Source organism: Mucilaginibacter paludis DSM 18603 (genome assembly GCF_000166195.2).
GTDB classification, from domain to species: Bacteria; Bacteroidota; Bacteroidia; order Sphingobacteriales; family Sphingobacteriaceae; genus Mucilaginibacter; species Mucilaginibacter paludis.
Window position 1 is genome coordinate 8258442 of the sequence record NZ_CM001403.1, and the last position, 24005, is coordinate 8282446.

Sequence of the window (24005 nt, forward strand, 5' to 3'; positions counted from 1 at the left end):
ATAAGCTTAATTATAGGAATAGGTTAACCCCATATTAACAAATTGTTAATAGTTACATAGACTTAACTTTCTATTGAGATTTACTGAACGTTTTGTTTAAAAAATCTTCAAGTTCGGTACCGGTAATATTTTTGGCGATGATATTTCCCTGAGGATCAATCATAAAATTAGATGGAATAGCCTCAATATGATACATTCTAACCACCGGGCTCTCAAAATTTTTAAATTCGGTAGCCTGTCTCCAGGTTAATTTATCATCGGCTATAGCTTTCAGCCAATCCGTCTTTTTTTCGTCGAGCGATATGCCAAGTATGTTAAGTCCTTTGTCTTTAAATTGATTATACAACCTAACAACATTAGGATTTTCCTGCCTGCAGGGGCCGCACCATGAAGCCCAAAAATCAATCATCAAATATTTTCCGCGATAATCGGATAGCTTAACAGGCTTATTATCTGTATCCAGTATCGTAAAATCGGGGGCTTTGTGGCCAACGGAAGTAGGCACCAATTCTGCCATGTGTTTCTTAAAATCGGTTACCAGCGGATTGTCGGTAAATTGATTTTTGATCTGGTCGGCATAAGCGATAAGCTCTTTTTCATTGTCTGCCAATGCCAAACTGTTTGATGCGTAAAAGGCAGCTATCGATGACAGGTTATCGTTCATAAATTTTACCGTCTCGAGCGAAAGTGCCTTTTGATTTTTTCTTAAGCGCTCCATCGCAACCGCAAACAGTGGCGCGGCGGGTTTATTTAAGGTTTGAGTTTGGTAATTATAATCGGCTATAATTTTATCATTGATGCTGCTGTAATGGTTGCTGATTTTATTAAAGGCCTTGATCTTGTCCGACTCCAACGATCCTGTTATTTCGTATGCATTGGTGGTATCCTGGATATTGGTTTTAAAGTTAATCTCATCTCCATTCTGGGCAATCAAATCGTACAGTACCCCGCCAATCCTTAATTTATAAAGGCTTGGCGTAGGTGCCGGCCTTTTAAACGAAAACTGAGCGCGATCACTCAGCGCAGCCGAATCAACAACTTCAAGCTGGTTGCCGTTGCTCTGCAACAAATACACCTTTTTAATATCTTTAGGATTGGTGATCTCGCCGTTTAACACAAAGGCATTTTTGTCTTTACAGGATACTAAAGCCGCAGCACAAAAACTTAAAATAACGGGAACTACTTTTAATTTCATTTTGATGATTCCAATACTTCTATTAATAATTGATTGGTTTTTTTGGGGTCTATCTTCCCTTTGGATAACTTCATGATATCGCCCATAAATAAACCTAAAACTCCCTTTTTGCCTTTATGGTATTCTTTAACTTTATCAGGATGCTTGGCCAGTGTTTGTTTGATGAAACCGGCTACGTCCGAAGAATCTTCGCTGATCAATAAATTCAACTCTTCGGCTACCTGGTGGGCGGTTTTATCGGGGTTTTTAATTAACACCGGGAATATTTTGTGTACCGCAACCGAGTTACTAACCTTGTTGCTATCCACCAAAGCAATCACGTCTGCCAGTTGTGCGGGTTTTAAAGTTAAATCGTTAATGCTGATGTTTTGCTCATTCAGATATGATTTCACCGGGCCCATCATCCAATTAGCCGCAGTTTTATAATGATCGGTAAGGCCGGTTAAGGCTTCAAAATAATGAACAAGATCCTTATCGGCAGTAATAACGGATGCATCGTAAACCGAAAGGCCCAACTGGTTAATATATTTATGATAAAGCGCTTTAGGCAATTCGGGCATCATGGCGCGTACCTTTTGAACATCGTCTTCGGTTAAAATAACTGGCGGCAGGTCTGGATCGGGGAAGTAGCGATAGTCGTTAGCCATTTCTTTCGATCTGAGTACCGATGTTTCACCTGTATTATCATCAAAGTTCAGCGTATTCTGGTCGATATGCCCTCCGGCTTCAATCACGGCTACCTGGCGCTGAAACTCGTGCTCAATGGCCCGCTGTACATTGCGGATAGAGTTAAGGTTTTTCACCTCGCAGCGGTTACCTAATTTTTCGGCGCCTTTTAAACGTACCGAGATATTGGCATCGCAACGCAGACTGCCTTCTTCCATGTTTCCATCGCAAATATCAAGGTAGCGTACCAGTTTGCGGATCTCGGTTAAGTAATGGTGCGCTTCTTCGGCACTACGGATGTCAGGTTCGGATACGATCTCCAATAAAGGCACCCCTGCCCTGTTCAGGTCGATCAGCGAGTCGGTGCCATGCTGGTCGTGCATGCTTTTACCCGCGTCCTCTTCCATGTGAATATGGTGGATAGCAATATTTTTGGTTTCGCCGCTTTTTAAGTGCACTTCTATACTGCCACCAATGCAAATGGGTTCGGTGTCCTGGCTAATCTGGTAGCCTTTAGGCAAATCAGCGTAGAAATAGTTTTTCCTCGCAAAATGGTTATTCAGGTTGATGCGGCTATCAACAGCCAACCCTAATTTAACGGCATATTCAATAGCTTTTTTATTAACGCGGGGTAATGTGCCCGGGTGGCCTAATGAAACCGGACTTACATGGGTATTGGGCTTACCACCGAAAGCTGACGAATCGGACGAAAATATTTTGCTTGCTGTTGAGAGCTGCGCGTGTACTTCCAGGCCTACTACTAACTCATACTTTTCGGTGTTTGCAACAGTTGTATTTGTCATTCTAAAAAAAGGTATTCAGCCCGCCAATAGGGCTAAGTCGCTTCAAATATAAACTTATTAGTTTTTATGCCTAATGCTAAAAACATTATCGGCATAAAAATTGAAACTATTATTCATGTTAACAGATGGGTAATTAAATAAAAACATATCCATCGTAAACAAAATTGTATTCAAACGAATACTAAATCTATCCAACAAAAAGTAATTATACAAGCCATGAACAAAATTATTTTCCGGTGCCTGCTGAGCGTTTTACTGCTTACAACCATCCACTCCGCCTCAAATGCGCAAATCAGCGTGAACATTAATATTGGTACGCAGCCCGTTTGGGGGCCGGTGGGTTATGACAGGGCCGATTATTATTACCTGCCTGATGTTGAAAGTTATTACAGTGTATCATCTCATCAGTTTATTTATTTAAGCAACGGGCGATGGATATATGCATCAGCCTTACCCGCACGATATAGCAATTATGACCTGTATTCAGGTTATAAAGTGGTAGTAAACAGGCCACGCCCCTATTTAAACTTTAACCAGGATAGGGTACAGTACAGTAAATTTAAAGGCCATAACGGCAAGCAACAAATTATACGTGACACACGCGATGTACGTTACAAACAACGTGGCAATTCACATGGCATGCCTCCGGGCCAGGCTAAAAAAATGGAGAATCATGGTGGCGACCGTGGAAATGGAAATCAGCATAATAACGGACCTGGTAACGACCGTGGGAATCAACATGGACCTGGCAACAACGGTGATAAAGGCCGCGGACCTGGCAACGATGGTGATAAAGGACATGGACGTGGCGACGATGGTGATAAAGGCCGCGGACGTAAAGACTAAATATATCGCTATTAAGCAATAGCAAAAAAAATCTTCTGTAGGCGTTGTTATGATACATCATCGCTCACAGAAGATTTTTTTTAACCACTATTTACTCAATGTGGTATAGTTGGGAATGGAGTTGAACACCGCTTGTATAGAACACACCCCTCCGCCCCTCTCGAGAGGGGAATCGCGCGGGCCGCCGCTTTTCTTGCATATTACATTGATAATGAACGTTTTTACTCTTCTCCCCTCTTGAGAGGGGGCGGCTGCAGGGGTGTGTTGTTGCGCGCGACTAACTTTGCCCCCCTGTGCGAAACTGCTTAACTAAACGACATTGAGTTTTATTTTTACATCAAGCAGGGATAAAACTTCTTGCTTTATCCAATACCCTTGGCAAGCCACTAACATCCTTGCCACCTGCGGTAGCATAAAACGGCTGACCGCCGCCACCGCCCTGAACCTCTTTAGCCAGCTCACGGATAATATTGCCTGCATTCAGGCCTTTTTCTTTCACCAGGCTCTCTTCAATCATTACGGTGATGTTAGGCTTTCCGTCAATTTGGGCAGTTAACACCAGGAACAAATTAGGCACAATATCTTTCAGGCTGTAGGCCAGGTTTTTGATGGCATCGGCATTGGGCAAATCAACTTGTTGGGCTATAAAGTTAATGCCGTTAATGGCTTCTGCTTTCGCAGCCAACACCTGTTTTAAACCTGCGGCCTTTTCATAAACGGATTTTTCCAGTTCTTTTTTCAGCCTGCTATTTTCGTCAAGTAAGCCTTCAACACTTTTGGCTACGTTTTTTGGGTTTTTAAGTAGTTCTTTAAGTTGTTGTATCAGTTTGCCCTGCTCATTAAAATATTGCTCAACCGCAACACCGGTAATGGCCTCGATCCGGCGGACACCGGCGGCTACCGCGCTCTCGGCAATAATTTTAAAGAAACCGATCTGACCGGTGGATTGTACGTGTGTACCGCCGCAAAGCTCGATGCTAAACTTCATGTCCATGGTAACCACCCGCACGGTATCGCCATATTTTTCGCCAAATAAGGCATTGGCGCCCATGGCTATGGCTTCTTCCTTAGGTAACTCTTGTATATCAACCAATATGTTCTCCCTGATCCTTTCGTTCACAATGGCTTCAATGCGGGCTATTTCTTCGTCGGTCACCTTGCTGAAGTGCGAAAAGTCAAAACGCAGGTATTCATTATTTACCAACGAACCTTTCTGGTTAACGTGGCTGCCTAATACCTCCTTCAAGGCGGCATGCAGCAAGTGCGTTGCCGAGTGGTTATTGTTGGTTGCCTTACGCTTATCTACGTCGACCATGGCTGTTAAAGCATCGTCAATATCCTCGGGCAGTTGATCTACAAAATGTACAATCAGCCCGTTCTCTTTTTTGGTATCTGTTACCGGGACGATCTCCCCGTCCGGAAAAATCAATTCACCGGTATCGCCCACCTGTCCGCCGCTTTCGGCATAAAAAGGTGTTTTATCTAAAACGATCTGGTATTGCTCCTTACCCTTGGCTTTTACCTTGCGGTATTTTACTACGTGGGCTATGGTTTCGGTTTCAGTATAGCCTACAAATTCGACTGTGTCATCTTCTTTTAGTAGGATCCAGTCGCCGGTATCAATGGCTGTGGCAGCGCGGGAGCGAGATTTTTGTTGGGCAAGGGCGGTTTCGTAGCCTTCAACATCAACAGTCCAACCAATTTCTCGTGCCATAAGTTCTGTTAAATCCAAAGGAAATCCGTAAGTATCAGATAATTCAAAAGCAAAATTTCCACGAATGATAGTTGTCTTCGAATCTTTAAAAGCAGTAGGAAGACTCGACGATGAATCATTGGCCAGGTTTTTAATCAGTTCAATTTCCTGTGCCTCCTTTTGTATAAATTCTTCGAATTTATTTATCCCACGATCAAGCGTCCTCAAAAATGCAACCTCTTCCTCAAGAACAACTTTCTGCACAAAATCTTTCTGATTAACCAACTCAGTAAATACCCCTACAAACTGTTGAGCCAAAATGGGAACCAATTGATTTAAAAACGGCTCTTTAAAATTAAGGTATTGATAAGAGTATCGTACCGCACGACGCAAAATCCTGCGGATCACATAACCAGCTTTATTGTTCGAAGGCAACTGCCCATCCGCAATAGCGAAACTAATAGCCCGGATATGATCAGCCATCACACGCATGGCAACATCAGTCTTAGCCTCAACTAAATCCTCTCCAAAGGAGAGGACTTTTAAAGCGTGCGCTTCTGAAGCCTGTAAATCAGAACCCTCTCCTTTGGAGAGGGCAGGGTGAGGCCCATAAACAATACCACTCTTCTCCGCAATAAACTGGATCAGCGGTTGGAAAACATCCGTATCATAATTAGATGTTTTGCCTTGCATTATACGCACCAAACGCTCAAAGCCCATGCCTGTATCCACATGCTTGGCTGGTAACGGTTGTAGACTACCGTCTTTCAGCCGGTTAAACTGCATAAATACGTCATTCCAAATTTCCATTACGCTGTCGTCAACGCCGTTTACCAAGGTAGCGCCGTCAATTTGAGCACGTTCAGCATCGGTACGCCCATCGTAGTGTATTTCAGAGCAAGGGCCGCAGGGGCCGGTTTCGCCCATTTCCCAAAAGTTATCCTTTTTATTGCCGGGTAGTATATGGTCGTCGGCAACAAATTCGCGCCATAACTCCAGGGTTTCGGTATCGGCTGCTAAGCCTTCTTTTTCGTCACCTTCAAAATAGGTAACATATAGGCGGCTTTTATCTAATTTATAAATTTCGGTGAGTAATTCCCAGCTCCAGGCAATGGCTTCCTTTTTAAAGTAATCGCCAAAGCTCCAGTTGCCGAGCATCTCGAACATGGTATGGTGGTAGCTGTCTATTCCAACTTCTTCTAAATCGTTATGCTTGCCCGATACCCTCAGGCAGCGCTGCGTATCCGCTACGCGTGGAAATTTTACCGGTTCTTCTCCTAAAAAGATAGATTTAAACTGATTCATACCCGCGTTGGTAAACATGAGCGTAGGGTCGTTTTTAACCACAATAGGTGCCGATGGCACGATGGTATGTCCTTTGGAAGCAAAAAAATCTAAAAAAGCCTGGCGTATTTCCTGAGCAGTCATTTGTATAAAATTGAGTGTGCAAAGATATGTCTTTAGTCGAAAGTCCGAAGTCTTTAGTCCATAGTCAAGAGTCTTTGTTATATAAATCGACTTGCTTAATTAGATATTTTTTCACTTTAGACTAAAGACTTTAGACTAAAGACTTAAATTTGCATCATGCCTTACAAAGAACGCGATATCAGCAAGCTATACTATACCATGGGCGAAGTTTCAGCCATGTTTGATGTCAATCAATCGCTCCTGCGCTTTTACGAGAAGGAATTTGATATTCTTCAACCCAAAAAAAACAAAAAAGGCAACCGGTATTTTACCCCCGAGGATATTGAGAACCTGAAGATTATTTTCAACCTGATCCGCGATAAAGGTTATACCCTGCAAGGCGCTAAAGATTACCTGAAAGAAAACCTGGGCGACACCAAAGACAACCAAAGCATCATCAATTCGCTGGAAACCCTGAAACAGTTTTTACTGGAAGTCAGGGATCAGATGTAGTTTGAGTTTCCCCAGCACGAATATCCTGGCGATGGCTGGTCATTAGCGGTAATTTAATAGTTAAATAAGCCCTCTCTTTTTAATCTTTTACAGATACCAAATTTTTCTCCGGCTACCGTAATTATTCACTAACTTCATTCATGCAAACTGTCGCGCTTCACAGCACCCAGGGTAAATGGGTCATGGTATCAGCTATACTGGCATCCGCCATGGCATTTATCGACGGAACAGCGCTCAACGTGGTACTACCCTCGTTGCAACAAAGCCTCAAAGCTAACGGCACCGATTTATTCTGGATCATCAACGCTTATCTGCTGATGCTGGCGGCCCTGATCCTGATCGGCGGATCGCTGGGGGATCAGTTGGGACGAAAAAAAATATTCATGGTAGGCATAAGCGTTTTTATAAGCGGCTCGCTGGCATGCGGTTTTGCGCCCGATGTAACTTTCCTTATCCTGTTCCGCATTATTCAGGGCATTGGCGGTGCCTTGATGATTCCGGGGAGTTTGTCGCTCATCTCATCATCCATCAACGAGAACGAACGGGGTAAAGCTATCGGCACCTGGTCGGCCTTTACCACGGTAGTTACCATGGGTGGCCCTATACTTGGGGGCGCTTTGGGCGATGCTGGTTTATGGCGCTATATTTTTTTCATCAACATTCCCATTGGCCTTGCTGCCCTGCTGATGTTGTGGCTGCGCGTAGATGAAACTAAAGATGCCAACCGGCATCCGCTGGATTTTGCTGGCGCTATCACCATTGCCCTTAGCCTGGCCTGCCTCACATTTGGCTTCTTGCGCGTCCCGGCGGTAGGTTGGCTTAACTGGCAGATCTATTGTGCATTAACGGCTGGCCTGTTGCTTTTGGCTGCATTTATTTATATTGAAAACAAAAGCAAATACCCCATGATGCCGCTTACCCTGTTTGCTAACCTCACTTTTAGCGGAGCTAACCTGTTGACCTTCTTTTTGTACGCGGGGCTGGGCACGGGTATGTTGTTTTTGGGTTTAAACCTGGTACAGGTACAAGGTTACAGCCAGTTACAATCAGGGCTTACCTTTTTGCCTTTCACGGTTTTGATGATCACCCTGGCCAGGTTTGCCGGGAGCCTGGCAGACAAACATGGGCCAAGGTTATTTTTGATAGGCGGCCCGGCACTGGCAGGTACAGGCTTGTTGATGCTTTCGTTTGTAAAACAAACCCAGGGCCCCGCCGGGTACTGGACATCATTTTTTCCGGGCATAATTGTTTTCGGACTGGGAATGTCGTTCACTGTGGCGCCGCTTACGGCAACAGTAATGGCTTCCGTCAGCGATCATTTTTCGGGAACGGCATCCGGGGTAAATAATGCCGTGACCAGGATCTCCAATGTATTTGCTAACGCGATATTGGGTGCTTTGGCCGTTTTGCTATTTTCGGGTGCATTACAACAGCATATCAAATCAGTGCCGTTGAATGATAGCAACCGGCAACTGGTGATGAGCCAGGGCGCCAATTTGGGTAACGCCAAAGTTCCGGAGAAAGTTAGTGCTCGCGACAGCGCCCTGGTTAAAGCTGCTTATCATCAAAGCTTTATTGATGCATACGCCTATATTATGCGGATTTCCGCAGGATTGGGCTTTTTAGGCGCACTCATGGCGGTAGGGTTTATTAAGAATGTAGTACCAAAAACCGGTAATTAACTCGCAAAAAAAGCCCGCAGACTTTAAGTTTGCGGGCTTTCACTATCGAAACGATTTATCTGTGATGTACGTTCCTTAATTTTGATTTGCTTACATAAACCTTTTTTCCACGGCCATTTACATAATAATAGCGGGAGTGTTTGTTGATATAGATGGTTTGACCACCTGGCCCTACCTTCGAATCGTATTTTTTATCACCAACGGCAGATGCGCCCTTTACGGCAACTTCGGCAGTCTTGTTTCCGATCTTATTGATGGTTTTACCCACTTTACCATCAGAAGGGGTTTGATGCTGAGCCATCGCCTGGAATGATAACAGCAAGGCCGGGATTATTAAGAATTTAATTTTTTTCATGATTACTATTTATTGATCGTCAGGATCTGTAATAGCAACATCGGTGCCACAATTAAGTTTTAGCCGGAATGCGATTAAAACCAGCTCCGGCTTCTGGCCCTTTTGAACTAACTGGGCATTCCAGACTTCCCGCGATATTGACGCAACGCTATTTATTCATTTCTCAGACTTTTGGCAGGATTTGCCAAAGCAGCTTTTATCGACTTAAAGCCGATGGTTGCCAATGCGATCAGAATGGCCGCAAATCCAGCAACAAAAAAGAGCCACCAAGATATATTAATGCGGTAAGCAAATGTTTGCAACCACTTTTGCATAAACCACCAGGCAATAGGCGTTATAATAACCACCGAAAGAAGCACCAGGTATACAAATTCTTTACTGAGCAAGGCTACAAGTTGTGTAACTGTGGCCCCCAATACCTTTCTAATACCTATCTCCTTTGTTCGCTGGCGTGTAAAGAATACCGTGAGGGCAAACAGCCCCATCACGGAAATCATGATGGCAATCACTGCAAAAAAGGTGAGGATCAGCTGAAGCTTAGTATAAGAAAGGAACAGCTTGTTAAAATTATCATCCAAAAAGGAATAACGGATCGGATAGGCGGGTTCAATACCTTTCCATGCATGTTCAATTGCTGCAACAGATTGCTGAACATGCCTGCTGTTTAATTTGACCACCATTGCACCACCTGACTGATACATGCATGCTTTATTACCTATAGTATACACTTCTGGCAGCACTTCCCTTTCAAAGCCCTCAACATGAAAATCTTTTACAACACCGACGATGTGCAATGGGATACTATCACAGTATGGAAAAGTGATAGTGCTGCCTATCGGGTTGGTGACACCCAGTTTTTTCGCTGCTGTTTCATTAATAATAGCTGAGCGGGTATTTTGATCAGCAACCCCATCTGTAAAATACCGGCCCTTTATTAAAGCGATTTGTAAAGTGTTAAAATAATCTTTACTGACCTTGACCGACGACAGGCGGTAGCCCTTGCCATTGTATTTGAAACCAATAGTCGAGGTATCCACAAACAGGTTATCTCCTGGCACCTTGGTAGTTTTAGCAACATATTTAACACCTGGTATAGATAACAAGGCACTTTGAACAGCGGAAAACCCGGCTTCCCTTGTTCGCTGTGTTACTTCAATTCGCATCACCTGATCGCCGGAAAATCCCTTGTCTTTACTTACCATATAATCCATCTGGTTATGGATAACCAAGATCGATATGATAAAAAAAACGGAAACCATAAACTGCAAAACGATCAGGCTGTTGCGTAAAAGTGTGCCTTTATTGCCACCGGAATAATTGCCTTTTAAAACTTTTGTAGTATTAAAACGCGACAAAAGTAAAGATGGGTACAACCCTGAAAGCAGGACGACGATCAACAAGCAAAGTGCTATTTGCCCCATAAGCATTAGCGTGTTGTTTTGTTGCCAAAAGCTTAATGTGATATTAAAAGAATGATTGATATAGGGAATTGCAAGGTAAACAATAATAGCCGCCATGCCTAAACTAATGAGGCATTGCAGGCTCGTTTCGATCATAAACTGGAGGATTAACTGCTTGCGGCTGGAACCCAGGACTTTGCGTACGCCGACTTCTTTTGCCCTATTGACTGCCTTTGCTATGGAAAGGTTACTGAAATTGATTGAACCTGCCAGTAATAACGATAGCGCGAGCGTCAACAGTATGGATACTACCTTGAACGGGCTGCTGCCATGCTTGGGGAAGTTATATATTTGGGGCACAGCATCTATAAACAGCGATGTTTCCTGACCGGCACGTTTATATCCTTCAAAAGATCTGCTATCTCTTTTTAAATGATCATTATAATATATCCTGTTGATGGCATCTTCTGTGTTAGGCTCAGAATTATAATGCTTTAGTTTAAGATAGGTTACAAAAGAATAATTTGCCCAAAAGTTGCCTTGTTTTTCATGGGGGTTGCGCATGAGCATTTTAACTGTAAGATGCGAAGGGCCTTTAGGCTCTTCCATTACGCCTGTTATTACGCACTGGATATCATTATAAACCTTGATCGTCTTTCCGGTGGGATCGGCATCACCAAACAACTTGTGGGATAGCTCTTCACTCAATATGGCAGCGTTTGGTTGATTCAAGGCGGCAGAGGCATCGCCCTTCAGTAACTTATAAGGAAATACTTTTAAAAAACTCGAATCAACGCTTACCACATTTTTCTGGTATATTTTTTTCCCATTGGCATCAAGTAAAACTTCATAGTCGCCAGAGGGCTGGATGGAGGTGGCGGCTTCCGCATCAGGAAATTGCCGAGCCAGCAGCGCTCCCAAAGGCGCAGGCGTCCGTTCCTGCACCTCTCCTTTCATTTGCATGGAAACTTTATAGACCTTGCTTAGTTCGGGACTCCATTTATCGTAGCTTAACTCATAATTAAGGTAAAGTAATATGATGATAAAGCTTGACAAAGCTGCGGCTAATCCAACAATATTGATGGCATTAAAACTTAGGTTACGAAAAGTATTTCGCCAGGCGGCTTTAAAATAATTCTTTAGCATGTCCTTATTTATGTCGTGAAAGTTCCATCAAATTTTATCAGGAAATACTGTGCCTTCTTTTTAAGACGCTGTATTTTAATTAATTATGACTTATCATTCATATCCACCTGTATCAAAACCGTACAGATGGTGTTCGTTTTCGAACTGCTCAGATTTGTCAACTTTTAAAAAGTTGACAAATCTTTATACATCCAAAAATAAAACAAAAGCAATAGTTAATAAATATAAAACACCATACAACCATCAAACCCAATTGTGTACCTTTGCAACAAGGCAGATCGTTCTATCGCTATGCGCTCAAACGCAGAGAGGAAAGTCCGGGCAACATAGAGCATCCTGCTTCCTAACGGGAAGGCGCCTTCAGTGGGCGACAGCAAGTGCCACAGAGAATATACCGCCACGGCGTTAAAACCGGGGTAAGGGTGAAAATGTGAGGTAAGAGCTCACAGCTATGTATGGCGACATGCATTGCGGTAAACCTCAGGAGTTGAAAAACCAAATAGGTCCCGAAAGTGAGGCTGCTCGCTTCCGTGTGGTTCGTTTAGGCGGGCCAACGTTGGGATGGGTAGGTTGATAGAGCCGGACAGCAATGTACGGAGCAGATTAATGATAGAAACCCGGGAAACCGGAGGACAGAACCCGGCTTACAGATGTGCTACTGAAACTTTAACCTCTTCTCTTTTTAGAGAAGGGGTTATTTTTTTACTTTTCAAAAACAGTATGCTTTTTTTTGTGTTTACTTTTCTATACAAATTTTATATAACTTAGACGCTTATTTTAACCCTACCTTAATAACTATTACATAAATATATGTCAAAGATCCTGATAATAGATGATGAACGGGCAATCAGAAATACACTCCGCGAAATTTTAGAATACGAAGACTACCTGGTTGATGATATAGACAATGGGATTGACGGCCTGGAGCTGATCCAGAAAAATGACTACGACCTGGTTCTTTGCGATATCAAAATGAATCGGATGGACGGTATGGAAGTACTTTCCGAAGGATTAGCTATCAAACCTGATCTTCCTTTTATCATGATATCCGGCCACGGCACCGTGGAAACCGCCGTTGAAGCCAGTAAAAAAGGCGCCTTTGATTTTATCTCGAAACCACCAGATCTGAATCGTTTATTGATTACGGTACGTAATGCCCTCGATCGCGGATCGTTGGTAACCGAAACCAAAGTATTAAAACGCAGGGTATCAAAAACCCGCGAAATTTTAGGCGAATCGCAAGGGATCAGCAAAATTAAAGAAACTATTGACAGAGTTGCCCCTACCGATGCCCGTGTACTGATAACAGGTGCCAACGGTGCCGGTAAGGAGTTGGTGGCACGCTGGCTTCACGAAAAATCACATCGTAACAACGCGCCGCTGATTGAGGTTAACTGCGCCGCCATACCATCCGAATTGATTGAAAGCGAATTATTCGGCCACGAAAAAGGGTCGTTTACGTCGGCTATCAAACAACGGATTGGTAAATTTGAATCGGCCAGCGGCGGAACTTTATTTTTGGACGAGATTGGCGATATGAGTCAGTCGGCACAAGCCAAAGTATTGCGTGCCTTGCAGGAAAACAAAATTACCCGCGTGGGTGGCGAGAAAGAAATTGATGTTGACGTGCGCGTGATAGCGGCAACTAACAAAGATTTGCTGAAAGAAATCGAAGCCGGTAATTTCCGGATGGACTTGTACCATCGCCTAAGCGTGATCCTGATCCATGTTCCGTCATTGGCAGAGCGCAGGGACGATATCGGCTTATTAGCGCAAAGCTTTCTGGAAGAAATTTGCAGCGACTACGGTATGCCGGTAAAACGGATGTCGGAGCCCGCTCTTGAAGCATTGAGGGCCCTGCCCTGGACCGGTAACATCCGCGAATTGCGTAACATGATTGAGCGTTTAATTATTTTAAGCGATAAAACCATTACCGATGGCGATGTAAAGGCCTTTGCTAACCCATCTGCTCCCGTTACGGCCATTGCTGCCGCGGCGCCGCAAACCGATTTCGATCAGTTTAAAAACTTCCAGGAATACAAGGATTTTGCCGAAAGGGAATACATCAAATTCAAGCTGGAAAAAAACAACTGGAACGTATCAAAAACAGCGGATGATATTGACATTCAGCGAAGCCACTTATACAGTAAAATTGAAAAATACGGCCTTAAAAGAGGCGAATAAGTTTAAGTAAGGGCCTGCGGGCCCTTACTGCTTTAATTAATACCATTGGCTATGGCCTTCCGTAATATTTCAGGATTGTCAGTGCAAACGCATTAAAAAATAAGAGGAGGCCCCTACGGAGCCAAAGCAGGTTAAAGGCCTCTATCCTATAAACAGGCGACTCCGCTGGAGTCAAAAACAAACCGTTAAGGAGCTCCGGTAGGAGCTTCCTGTTTATAGGGAACAAAAAGAAGAAGTTTTGGCTCCGTAGGCGCCCCCCCTTTTTTCAGGAGCTTTCCCTTTTTGCGCCAATAAAGTCAAATGAACTTTTTTAATGCGTTTGCCTTATCAGGTTTGTAAAATAATTTTGATTTATCCAATATCTCTCTATATTTGCCACAACTTACCTCAAGTAAATGAACGGTTTTAACATACATCAACTGCATCTGCATCATCGTACAAAGTAACGATTCGCATATCTGTATGTTTTTATTAACAAACCCGTTCCATCTTTTACTATTCTTAATACCAAATTTGTGAAAACACTTAAAATAGCGATCCAGAAATCGGGCCGCCTGAATGAAAAGTCTGTTGAATTATTAAAAAATTGCGGCTTAAATTTCGAGAACTACAAAAGCTCGCTTATTTCCCCGGTATCCAATTTTCCTTTAGAAATCCTTTTTCTTCGTGATGATGATATTCCTGAATACGTTCAGGACGGCATTGCCGACCTGGGTATTGTTGGCGAAAACATGATTGAAGAAACCGAAGTAGATGTTGATTACCTGCAACGTCTGGGTTTTGGAAAATGCACGTTGAAGATCGCCATCCCGAATAACAGCCCGGTTGAAACCCTGGCAGATCTGGGTGGTAAAGCCATTGCCACCTCCTACCCCGCCATCCTTGAAAAATTCCTGGTTAAAAACAATATTAAGGCCGATGTAAGGATGATCTCCGGTTCGGTGGAAATTTCGCCGGGCTTAGGCTTAAGCGATGCCATTTTTGATATTGTTTCCACCGGTGGAACGCTGAAAAGTAACGGATTGAAACCGTTTGCCGATGTGATGTCGTCGGAAGCAATCCTGATCGGTAACAAGAACATCGAGAATAAGGACCTGATAGAAGAGTTGATAGCCCGCATCCAATCGGTATTGCGCGCTAAAGAAACCAAATATGTAGTACTTAACGTAAGCAAAGCCAATTTGCAACAGGTAATTGATTTGCTTCCCGGCGTAAAAAGCCCTTCGGTGGTGCCTTTGGCCGAACCAGATTGGGTTGCAGTACATACCGTTATCCCCGAACGCGATTTTTGGGATAAGATCAGCAAGCTAAAACAAGCCGGAGCCCAGGGCATCGTAGTGATGCCGATTGAAAAGATCATCGTATAGGGCCCCGGCCCCCTGAAGGGGAGGAAGTATGCAAAACGAAACGATATTGATAACTATTGATAAGACATGACAGATATCAAAAAAGAAACTGAGGACATTAGCTCCCCCTTCAGGGGACTGGGGGGCTCATTTGCTTACAATGCTTTAACAGCAGCCGAACTTAAAGCATTGGTTCAGCGCAATGTGGATCCGGCGAACGAGATCAGAAGTGTTGTTGAGGAAGTAATAGCCCAGGTGCGTGAGTATGGCGACCGTGCCCTACTTGATTATGCGCACAAGTTTGATAAAGTTGACCTGCAAAAGCTTTATTTAGATAAGGAAGAACTGGCCGCCTTAGCCTCTACGCTGTTACCCGAGCAAAAACAAGCTTTGGAAACTGCCTATCAAAACATCAAAAAATTCCATCAAACACAATTAAAAACCGAAGACAAAGTTGAAACCATGCCCGGCGTTACCTGCTGGCGCGAGTTGCGGCCCATTGAGCGTGTAGGTTTATATATCCCCGGCGGAACCGCTGTTTTGCCAAGCACCTTGCTGATGTTAGGTATCCCTGCCCAAATTGCAGGCTGCCACCAGATTGTAGTTTGCTCCCCCCCGCAAAAAAGCGGTAAGGTAAATGCTTTTATAGCCTACGTTACCCAATTGCTTGGGATTGAGAAAATTTACCTGGCAGGTGGCGCCCAGGCTATTGCCGCGATGGCCTACGGTACCGAAACAATTCCATCGGTTGATAAGATATTCGGCCCTGGCAATCAGTTTGTCACCAAGGCTAAAACCATCATCCAATCAACCACCACCTGTGCTATTGATATGCCTGCCGGGCCGTCAGAAGTTTTAGTTATTGCTGATGGAACCAGCAACCCAGACTATGTAGCCGCAGATCTATTGGCGCAGGCCGAGCACGGTACCGACAGTCAATCTATTTTGGTAAGTACATCGCAAAGCATCATCGACCTAACCAATAAGGCGCTTGAAAAGCAGTTGCCTACGTTACCAAGAGCAGAGATTGCCGGTAACGCGATAGCTAACTCTTATTCTGTTTTGGTGAATGATTTGGATCAGGCCATGCAATTCAGCAACCTGTATGCCCCCGAGCATTTAATATTAGCTACCGAAAGCTGGCAGTCGGTTGTCAACCAGATTATTAACGCCGGGTCAGTATTTTTAGGAAACTTAACGCCCGAGAGTGTTGGCGATTATGCCTCGGGAACTAACCATACCTTGCCTACCAGCGCTTATGCCAGGGCCTATTCGGGTGTATCGGTTGATTCCTTTGTAAAAAAGATCACCTTTCAGCATATATCGCCGAAAGGCATACAAAACATTGGGCCTACGGTAGAAATTTTGGCCGAGTTGGAAGGTTTGCATGCGCATAAAAATGCGGTAAGTTTGAGAATGGGGAAATAAAAATCAACAAAATCGTCATTGCGAGTATCCGATCCGGCCAGCCGGAAAAAACAGGGATGACATTCGAAACCTGTAAGATGTTTTTCGCAAAAAAGAAAAGTGCGCAAAGGCCCGACTGCACGCCGGGCCGGGTTTGGCCTGTGGGCGGAAGGATCGGGCAGTCTTGACTTTTTGGTTACTTTTGTGTCAAGACAAATTGCGTCAGCAATCATTCACACCAAAAACAAACAACAGTGAATAACGTAACAGCCCTTCACGCGGCGATTGAGCGTGCCGATGCTATAAATTAAGGATACTGATTGTCAGTGTAAAAATAAACATACTGATAATCAACACATTAACAATGCGTCGTTATAAGGAACGAAGCAATCTTTACGTAAGCCGGTCGAAGATACTAATCGGACCTGTACAACATAGAGATTGCTTCGTTCCTCGCAATGACGCTCTAAGAAATAACATTATGTTTAGCGTAAATAACATTCTTCGCAATAATATCAAAAACCTCACACCCTACTCATCAGCACGTGATGAATTTCAGGGGGAGGCCAGTGTTTATTTGGATGCCAACGAAAATGCCTTCGGCTCTCCTTTGCACGAGCAATATAACCGTTACCCCGATCCTTTACAAATAGCCGTAAAAAAGCGTTTGAGCGAGATTAAGGGCGTACCGGTACCCAATATATTTTTAGGTAACGGTAGCGACGAGGCTATCGATATCCTATTCCGCAGCTTTTGCAACCCCGGTATTGATAACGTCATCATCGTACCGCCAACTTATGGCATGTACCAGGTATCGGCCAATATTAATGATGTAGAGGCGCGCAAAGTTAACCTCACGGTTGATTATCAGCTCAATATGGAGGGCATTGCCGAAGCGATTGACGAGCATACTAAAATGATTTTCATCTGCTCGCCTAATAACCCCACCGGCAACTCCATTAACCGTACCGATGTAGAAACCTTACTGGCAAACTTTAACGGTATTGTAGTGGTTGATGAGGCTTATATTAATTACAGCAGGCAAAAAACCTTTATACAGGAGCTTACCGAATATGCTAACCTGGTGGTACTGCAAACGCTATCTAAAGCCTGGGGCCTGGCAGGTTTGCGTTTGGGTATGGCCTTTGCCAGCGAAGAAATTATTGAGGTGATGAATAAGGTGAAGCCACCGTATAACATTAATGAAGCCACCCAGCAACTGGTATTGCAAGCCTTGCAGAATGTTGACCAGGTAAACCACTGGATTAAACAAACGCTTTTAGAGCGGGATAAGCTGGTACTCAGTTTAAAGCGTTTTGATTTTGTGCAGGATATTTACCCATCGGATGCTAACTTTATTTTGGTTAAAACAACTGATGCCAGGGGGATTTACAATCATCTGGTAGGCCAGGGTATTATTGTGCGCGACCGCTCTAAGGTAGAATTGTGCGAGGGTTGCTTGAGGATTACCGTTGGCACACCGGAAGAAAATGTAACGCTCACAGAAACGCTGGAAACCATGAGTTTGATTTAATCATGACGCTTGAATACATCGTAACCGATTTAGAGCGTATCGGTGATGAACTAATTATTTTTCAAAAAGATGAGCTATCTATCAATTCAGAAATTGTACTGCTTGAAGCTGAAGATGGCAACACAATAAGAGTAAAAGATGGTGCGAAATACGTGTATTTTTTAGAAGTTGGTACAGCTAAAGATTTTATAAGCGATTGGCTTGCAGCTTTACCAAGTAAACCAACCGCTAAGCAAATTGCTTTAAGACTTTTTGAATACGGTGTAAATGATGCTTAGTTAAAATTAACGGACCCTGCCAACCGGGAAAAAAATAAGGATGACGTTTGAACCTTATAGATTAACAAGCGCAGAAGTAAAAGTGCGCAAAGGGCCCGACTGCACGCCGGGCCGGGAGTTGGCCTGTGGGTGGAAGGATCGGGCAGTCTTGACTTTTTTGGTTCTTTTTGTGTCAAGACAAAAAGAACAAAGCCCTTCACGCGGCGATTGAGCGTGCCGATGTTCTAAGTTAAAGATACTGATTATCGGAGCAAAAATATACGTGTTGATAATCAGCCATTTAAGAAGACGTCACTATAAATATCTAAACCCTAAAAATATTACCTTTAACAGGAATGAATAAGCTGAAAAGAATACTTTTTGTTGACCGGGACGGTACACTGATTAAAGAACCTGCCGACGAGCAGATCGACTCGTTTGAGAAACTGGAATTTTATCCGGGCGCTTTGCAATACCTGCCTAAAATAGCCGCCGAATTTGGTTTTGAGCTGGTGATGGTAACTAACCAGGACGGCTTAGGTACGGCAGTTTATCCGGAAGATACCTTTTGGCCGGTACATAATTTTATCTTGAAGACACTTTCCAACGAAGGAATCAATTTTTCGAATATAGTGATCGACCGTACCTTCGCCAAGGATAATGCTCCTACCCGCAAACCCGGCACAGCGCTGTTAACCCAATATTTTGATGAGGAGGTTTACGACCTGAAAAACTCGTACGTGATTGGTGACCGCCTGAACGATGTCATACTGGCTAAAAACCTGGGCGCAAAAGCTTTTTGGCTAAATAATAACCCGGCCCTGGGTGCAGGCGAATTTGCCGATCAAAAACAGATTGACCTGAAACCCGTAATTGCCCTGGAAACACCGTCGTGGGAGAAGATCTATGAGTTTTTAAAATTGGGCGAACGCGTTACCGAACATCGCCGCGAAACTAAAGAAACTGATATTTTCATTAAGATTAATTTAGACGGTAAAGGTGATGCCAAAGTGATGACCGGCCTGCACTTTTTTGATCACATGCTCGACCAGATAGCACGCCACGGCAGCATCGACCTGGAGATTGTTGCCCAGGGCGATCTGCACATCGATGAGCACCATACTATTGAGGATACCGGCATCGCTTTAGGTGAAGCTTTCGCCACCGTTTTAGGTGATAAACGCGGAATAGAACGGTACGGATTTTGCCTGCCTATGGATGATTGCCTTGCCCAGGTAGCCCTTGATTTTGGAGGCCGCAACTGGCTGGTTTGGGATGCCGATTTTAAGCGCGAAAAGATAGGCGAAATGCCGACCGAAATGTTTTACCATTTCTTTAAATCCTTTTCCGATGCAGCAAAATGTAACCTGAATATCAAAGCGGAAGGCATCAACGAGCATCACAAGATTGAAGCTATATTTAAAGCATTTGCCAAAGCCATCAAAATGGCCGTGCGCCGCGATGTAAATAATATGGTTTTACCAAGCACAAAGGGCGTATTGTAGAGGCCCCCCGGCCCCCTGAAGGGGGAGGAATTAGTTAGAGTTTGATTTGAGAATTTGATTTTTGAGTATAGAAATGGATAATAATATCAACCAGGATATTGAGGACAATAGCTCCCCCTTCAGGGGGCGGGGGGGGCACCTCGGCATCATTTATTACGGTGCGGGTAACATCTTCTCGTTAACCTCCGCTTTAGACCGTTTGGGCATCAGCTATGGCATGATCCATAACGAAGCCGATTTTGAGCAGTACGACCGATATATCATCCCGGGTGTAGGTCATGCGGGAGCCGCCATGAGCAAGTTGGAACAAACCGGCCTGGTGCCCACTATCAAAAAACTGAATAAACCTACCTTAGGTATTTGCGTGGGAATGCAATTGCTTACTTCGTATTCTGAGGAAGGTGACTCTGACCTGCTGGATATCATACCCGTAAAAACGCTGCGATTTAAAGACAGTGCTGAGTTTAAGGTGCCCCATACCGGATGGAACCAGGTTTATCCTGAAAAAGAAAACCCGCTTTTTAAAAATATCCCCGAAGGGTCGCACTTTTACTTTGTACATTCCTACTTTATCGAGCATCATGCCGATTATACGCTGGCATCAACAAATTATACGTTGCCTTTTTCGGCTTCTATCTGGAAGGATAATTTTTTTGGCGTGCAGTTTCATCCCGAAAAATCAGGTACTTTTGGAGAGTATCTTTTAACTAACTTTGCAAACCTTTAATAGAGTACAATGTATATTATCCCCGCTATTGACATCCTGAACAAAAAAGTAGTTCGACTACGCGAAGGTGATTACCAGCAAGTAACCGAGTACGACGTTTCGCTGGAAGAGATGATTGAACGGTACCAATCAAACGGTACGCAATTTATCCATGTGATAGATTTAAATGGAGCTAAAAACGATTTTAGTAACCAGGAATATCTCTTCAACATTGTGCGTAAAACCGATATGAAGGTTCAGTACGGCGGCGGTGTCCGCAGCATTGATAAAGTAAAAGAGCTGATTGATGCCGGGATACACCGCGTTATAGTTGGTACGCAAGCCATCACCAATCCCGACTTTTTAAAAGACCTGAGCAAACAGTTTGCCTCCAAAGACGGCCATTCCGATCAAATTGTAGTCGCCATCGATGTGCTTGACGAAGTAATCAAATATTCGGGATGGATGGAAAGCTCTCCGATCAAACTGATGGATTACGTTGATAAATGCCTCAATTTAGGCTTCTTCCGCTTTTTATGTACCGACATCAATAAAGACGGCAAATTAGGCGGCGCCGGAGTTGACCTCTACGAAAAACTGCTCGATCACTCCCCTTTTATTAAACTGATTGCATCAGGCGGAGTAAGCTCAATGAAAGATATTGAACAGCTAAACAAAATTAAGGTAGAATCGTGCGTGGTTGGCAAAGCCATTTACGAAGGGCGGATCACGATAGAGGAAATTAAAAACTGGAATTTGGAGTCGTTGATATCGATATAGGGGGCCAATCATTGCCATTTACGATCCAATTGTGCGCCCAAAACAATGATTAAATTTAAAAAAAACGTCATTGCGAGGAGGAACGACGAAGCAATCTCTATGCTATACAGGGCGAACTTGCAAAGCCGCTCTGCTGATGTAGAGATTGCTTCGTTCCTCGCAATGACGTGGTGTAGAAAATTATGTTAGCTAAAAGAATTATCCCTTGCCTCGACGTCAAAGACGGTCGCACCGTAAAAGGTGTGAACTTTGTTGACCTGCGCGATGCCGGCGACCCGGTTGAACTGGCCTGGAACTACTCGCAGCAAGGTGCCGATGAATTGGTTTTTTTGGATATCACCGCTACGCACGAGCGCCGTAAAACCATGGTAGAACTGGTGAAAGCCGTTGCCCGTAACATTAACATTCCCTTTACCATTGGCGGTGGCATTAACGCTATTGAAGATGCCGATGCGCTGTTAAATGCAGGTGCCGATAAAATTTCTATCAACTCGGCAGCCGTGCGTAACCCGGCGCTAATTGATGAGCTGGCAAAAGCTTTCGGGGTACAATTTGTGGTGGTGGCTGTTGATACAAGACACACCGACGGAAAAAACATTGTTTATTTAAACGGTGGCCGTATCCCTACAGAAAAAGAAACTTTTAACTGGATACTGGAGGCTGAAAGCCGTGGCGCGGGTGAGATATTGTTAACCTCGATGGATCATGACGGTACCAAAGCGGGTTTCGACTATAGCTTTCTGAAAACCATAAACGATGCCGTGCATATCCCGGTGATTGCTTCGGGTGGCGCAGGTTCGGTTCAGCATTTTGTGGATGTGTTTGAAAAGGCCAACGTTGATGCAGCTTTAGCGGCTTCGGTGTTCCATTATGGAGAGATTTTAATCCCGGATTTAAAGGCTGTGTTAAAGAACAAGGGTATTGAAGTAAGAATAAGCCCGGTTTAAAAAGTTTAGCCAATAAGTGACTTTAAATAATTTGACCAAAGATTTTGTACAACAATCGTTTATTGATGAAACGATGATTAGAAATAGCTATGAATATTGATTTTAATAAAAGCGACGGTTTGGTACCTGTAGTGATACAAGATGAGCAAACTTTGGAAGTGCTGATGCTGGGTTACATGAACCAGGAAGCATACGAAAAAACTGTTCAGGAAAACATCGTTACTTTTTTTTCCAGGTCTAAAAGCCGCCTATGGACCAAAGGCGAAACCAGCAATAACTTTTTACATGTTAAAAGTATAGCTGTTGATTGCGATAACGATACCCTGCTGATCAAAGTTAAGGCTGATGGCCCCACCTGCCATACCGGTTCGCGCAGTTGCTTCAATACTTCATATAACCATAACTTTATATTTGAATTACAGAACGTTATCAACGATAGGTATGATAATCCGGTTGAAACTTCTTACGTAAACAAACTCCGTAACAAGGGATTAAATAAAATAGCGCAAAAGGTTGGCGAAGAAGGTGTTGAAACGGTAATTGCAGCTTTGGCCGAAACGGAAGCCGATTTGATTAACGAAGCATCCGACCTGGTATTTCACCTGTTGGTGCTGCTTCGCGAAAAGAACCTGAACCTGGAAGTGATTGCCAAAAACCTGGAATCGAGGCACAAATAAGGCTTTTTTTACTGATGCTCATATAGCAAACCATGTCAAAAGCGTTTTTCTATTTCCCTTTAGTGCTCGGCGTTTTTGCCTTTTCAAATGTTAGTGCCCAGATAACCGCACTGCATGCTAAAATAGACTCGATAGCCAGGGACGCCAGGGGCACGGTAGGTTTTGCCATGCTTAATATAGAAAGCCGGGACACGCTATCCTATCATGGCAACATGCATTTGCCTATGCAAAGCGTGATGAAGTTTCCTATCGCCATTACTGTTTTACATGATATAGATGAGGGCCAGTTTACTTTAAACCAGTTGATCCATATCGATAAAAGTGATCTACCTAAAACTTATAGCCCCTTGCGTGATAAGTATCCTGAAGGCAATGTTGATATTTCAATCAGCGAGCTATTGAGCTATATGGTATCCCTTAGCGATAACAACGCCTGCGATATCTTGCTCAAAACATTGGGTGGCCCCGAAGTGGTAGATCAGTATATGCATAGCTTTGGCATTAAACAGATCGCTGTTAAAGCATCCGAGTTCCAGATGGCACAAGGTTGGGATGTGCAGTTTACCAATTGGGTTGAGCCAAAAACGATGGTGCGTTTACTGGATATTGCTACTAAACCAAATTTCCTTTCCAAGGCCAGCCACGACTATTTGTGGAAAATAATGGAAGCAACCAGTACCGGGCCAAATCAAATTAAAGACCTATTGCCGGTTGGTACAATAGTGGCTCACAAAACGGGCCGCTCCGGCACTAACGATCAGGGAATTTCGGCAGCTACTAATGATATAGGCTTAATCACCTTACCCAACGGGAAGCATTTAGCGATAGCCATCATGATCACAAACTCCACTGCCGATCTAACTACCCGCGAATCGGTCATTGCACGAATAGCGAAGGCAGCTTATGATGATGCTATTTTAAAGTAAAGTCGCATCTTCCATATTCTTCGCTTTAAC

Annotated in this window: 19 protein-coding genes and 1 other RNA gene; 15 read left to right on the forward strand and 5 right to left on the reverse strand. The window is 43.8% G+C overall.

Annotated elements, in window-relative coordinates:
* Positions 1–70: 70 nt before the first annotated feature.
* Positions 71–1195, reverse strand: coding sequence for a TlpA disulfide reductase family protein (locus MUCPA_RS34990; protein ID WP_008513319.1), 1125 nt, complete (start codon positions 1193–1195; stop codon positions 71–73).
* On the reverse strand, positions 1192–2664 hold the full coding sequence (gene gatB / locus MUCPA_RS34995; protein ID WP_008513321.1) for an Asp-tRNA(Asn)/Glu-tRNA(Gln) amidotransferase subunit GatB: 1473 nt from the start codon (positions 2662–2664) through the stop codon (positions 1192–1194). The genes MUCPA_RS34990 and gatB overlap by 4 nt, the downstream gene beginning before the upstream one ends.
* A 216-nt stretch (positions 2665–2880) precedes the next feature.
* Between gatB and MUCPA_RS35000 the strand changes: the two genes are divergently transcribed.
* Positions 2881–3510, forward strand: a complete 630-nt coding sequence (locus MUCPA_RS35000) for a hypothetical protein (RefSeq protein WP_008513323.1) — start codon at positions 2881–2883, stop codon at positions 3508–3510.
* Between the two features lie 337 nt (positions 3511–3847).
* On the opposite strand, the gene alaS is transcribed toward MUCPA_RS35000, so the two are convergent.
* Complete coding sequence (alaS, locus tag MUCPA_RS35005) at positions 3848–6631, reverse strand: alanine--tRNA ligase (RefSeq protein ID WP_008513325.1); 2784 nt, start codon at positions 6629–6631, stop codon at positions 3848–3850.
* Positions 6632–6787: 156 nt separating this feature from the next.
* On the opposite strand from alaS, the gene MUCPA_RS35010 reads away from it, so the two are divergent.
* Together MUCPA_RS35010 and MUCPA_RS35015 are read left to right on the forward strand one after the other, a co-directional pair.
* Positions 6788–7123: a MerR family transcriptional regulator gene (locus MUCPA_RS35010; protein ID WP_008513327.1), complete on the forward strand. Its 336-nt coding sequence runs from the start codon at positions 6788–6790 to the stop codon at positions 7121–7123.
* 140 nt (positions 7124–7263) lie between these two features.
* Positions 7264–8805 (forward strand): MFS transporter, encoded by a 1542-nt coding sequence (locus tag MUCPA_RS35015; protein ID WP_008513329.1) that lies wholly within the window; start codon positions 7264–7266, stop codon positions 8803–8805.
* A gap of 55 nt (positions 8806–8860) precedes the next feature.
* Here MUCPA_RS35015 and MUCPA_RS35020 read toward each other — a convergent pair whose 3' ends face one another.
* Positions 8861–9160 carry a hypothetical protein gene (locus MUCPA_RS35020; RefSeq protein WP_008513330.1) on the reverse strand — a complete coding sequence of 100 codons (300 nt, stop codon included), beginning with the start codon at positions 9158–9160 and terminating at the stop codon, positions 8861–8863.
* 152 nt (positions 9161–9312) lie between these two features.
* A complete protein-coding gene (locus tag MUCPA_RS35025) occupies positions 9313–11706 on the reverse strand; it encodes an ABC transporter permease (protein ID WP_008513332.1) in 2394 nt (797 codons plus the stop codon).
* Between the two features lie 270 nt (positions 11707–11976).
* On the opposite strand from MUCPA_RS35025, the gene rnpB reads away from it, so the two are divergent.
* The 12 genes from rnpB (at position 11977) to bla (ending at position 23975) form a co-directional block, all read left to right on the forward strand.
* Positions 11977–12369: RNase P RNA component class A (gene rnpB / locus MUCPA_RS36645), an RNA gene on the forward strand.
* Positions 12370–12516: 147 nt separating this feature from the next.
* Positions 12517–13890 (forward strand): sigma-54-dependent transcriptional regulator, encoded by a 1374-nt coding sequence (locus MUCPA_RS35030; protein ID WP_008513334.1) that lies wholly within the window; start codon positions 12517–12519, stop codon positions 13888–13890.
* A gap of 515 nt (positions 13891–14405) precedes the next feature.
* Entirely contained in the window at positions 14406–15257 is an 852-nt protein-coding gene (gene hisG / locus MUCPA_RS35035) for an ATP phosphoribosyltransferase (protein ID WP_008513336.1), read from the forward strand.
* Positions 15258–15323: 66 nt separating this feature from the next.
* Positions 15324–16664, forward strand: coding sequence for a histidinol dehydrogenase (gene hisD, locus MUCPA_RS35040; protein ID WP_008513337.1), 1341 nt, complete (start codon positions 15324–15326; stop codon positions 16662–16664).
* A 460-nt stretch (positions 16665–17124) separates the two neighbouring features.
* Complete coding sequence (gene hisC / locus MUCPA_RS35045; RefSeq protein WP_040626856.1) at positions 17125–18177, forward strand: histidinol-phosphate transaminase; 1053 nt, start codon at positions 17125–17127, stop codon at positions 18175–18177.
* Positions 18178–18179: 2 nt separating this feature from the next.
* Positions 18180–18455 (forward strand): hypothetical protein, encoded by a 276-nt coding sequence (locus tag MUCPA_RS35050; RefSeq protein WP_008513342.1) that lies wholly within the window; start codon positions 18180–18182, stop codon positions 18453–18455.
* A gap of 335 nt (positions 18456–18790) precedes the next feature.
* Entirely contained in the window at positions 18791–19939 is a 1149-nt protein-coding gene (hisB, locus tag MUCPA_RS35055) for a bifunctional histidinol-phosphatase/imidazoleglycerol-phosphate dehydratase HisB (RefSeq protein ID WP_008513343.1), read from the forward strand.
* 73 nt (positions 19940–20012) lie between these two features.
* Entirely contained in the window at positions 20013–20666 is a 654-nt protein-coding gene (gene hisH / locus MUCPA_RS35060) for an imidazole glycerol phosphate synthase subunit HisH (RefSeq protein WP_008513344.1), read from the forward strand.
* Positions 20667–20675: 9 nt separating this feature from the next.
* Complete coding sequence (gene hisA, locus MUCPA_RS35065) at positions 20676–21425, forward strand: 1-(5-phosphoribosyl)-5-[(5-phosphoribosylamino)methylideneamino]imidazole-4-carboxamide isomerase (protein ID WP_008513347.1); 750 nt, start codon at positions 20676–20678, stop codon at positions 21423–21425.
* Between the two features lie 182 nt (positions 21426–21607).
* Positions 21608–22372 carry an imidazole glycerol phosphate synthase subunit HisF gene (gene hisF, locus MUCPA_RS35070; RefSeq protein WP_008513349.1) on the forward strand — a complete coding sequence of 255 codons (765 nt, stop codon included), beginning with the start codon at positions 21608–21610 and terminating at the stop codon, positions 22370–22372.
* 89 nt (positions 22373–22461) lie between these two features.
* Positions 22462–23049: a bifunctional phosphoribosyl-AMP cyclohydrolase/phosphoribosyl-ATP diphosphatase HisIE gene (gene hisIE / locus MUCPA_RS35075; RefSeq protein ID WP_008513350.1), complete on the forward strand. Its 588-nt coding sequence runs from the start codon at positions 22462–22464 to the stop codon at positions 23047–23049.
* A gap of 32 nt (positions 23050–23081) precedes the next feature.
* Positions 23082–23975, forward strand: a complete 894-nt coding sequence (gene bla / locus MUCPA_RS35080) for a class A beta-lactamase, subclass A2 (protein ID WP_008513352.1) — start codon at positions 23082–23084, stop codon at positions 23973–23975.
* Positions 23976–24005 lie beyond the last annotated feature (30 nt).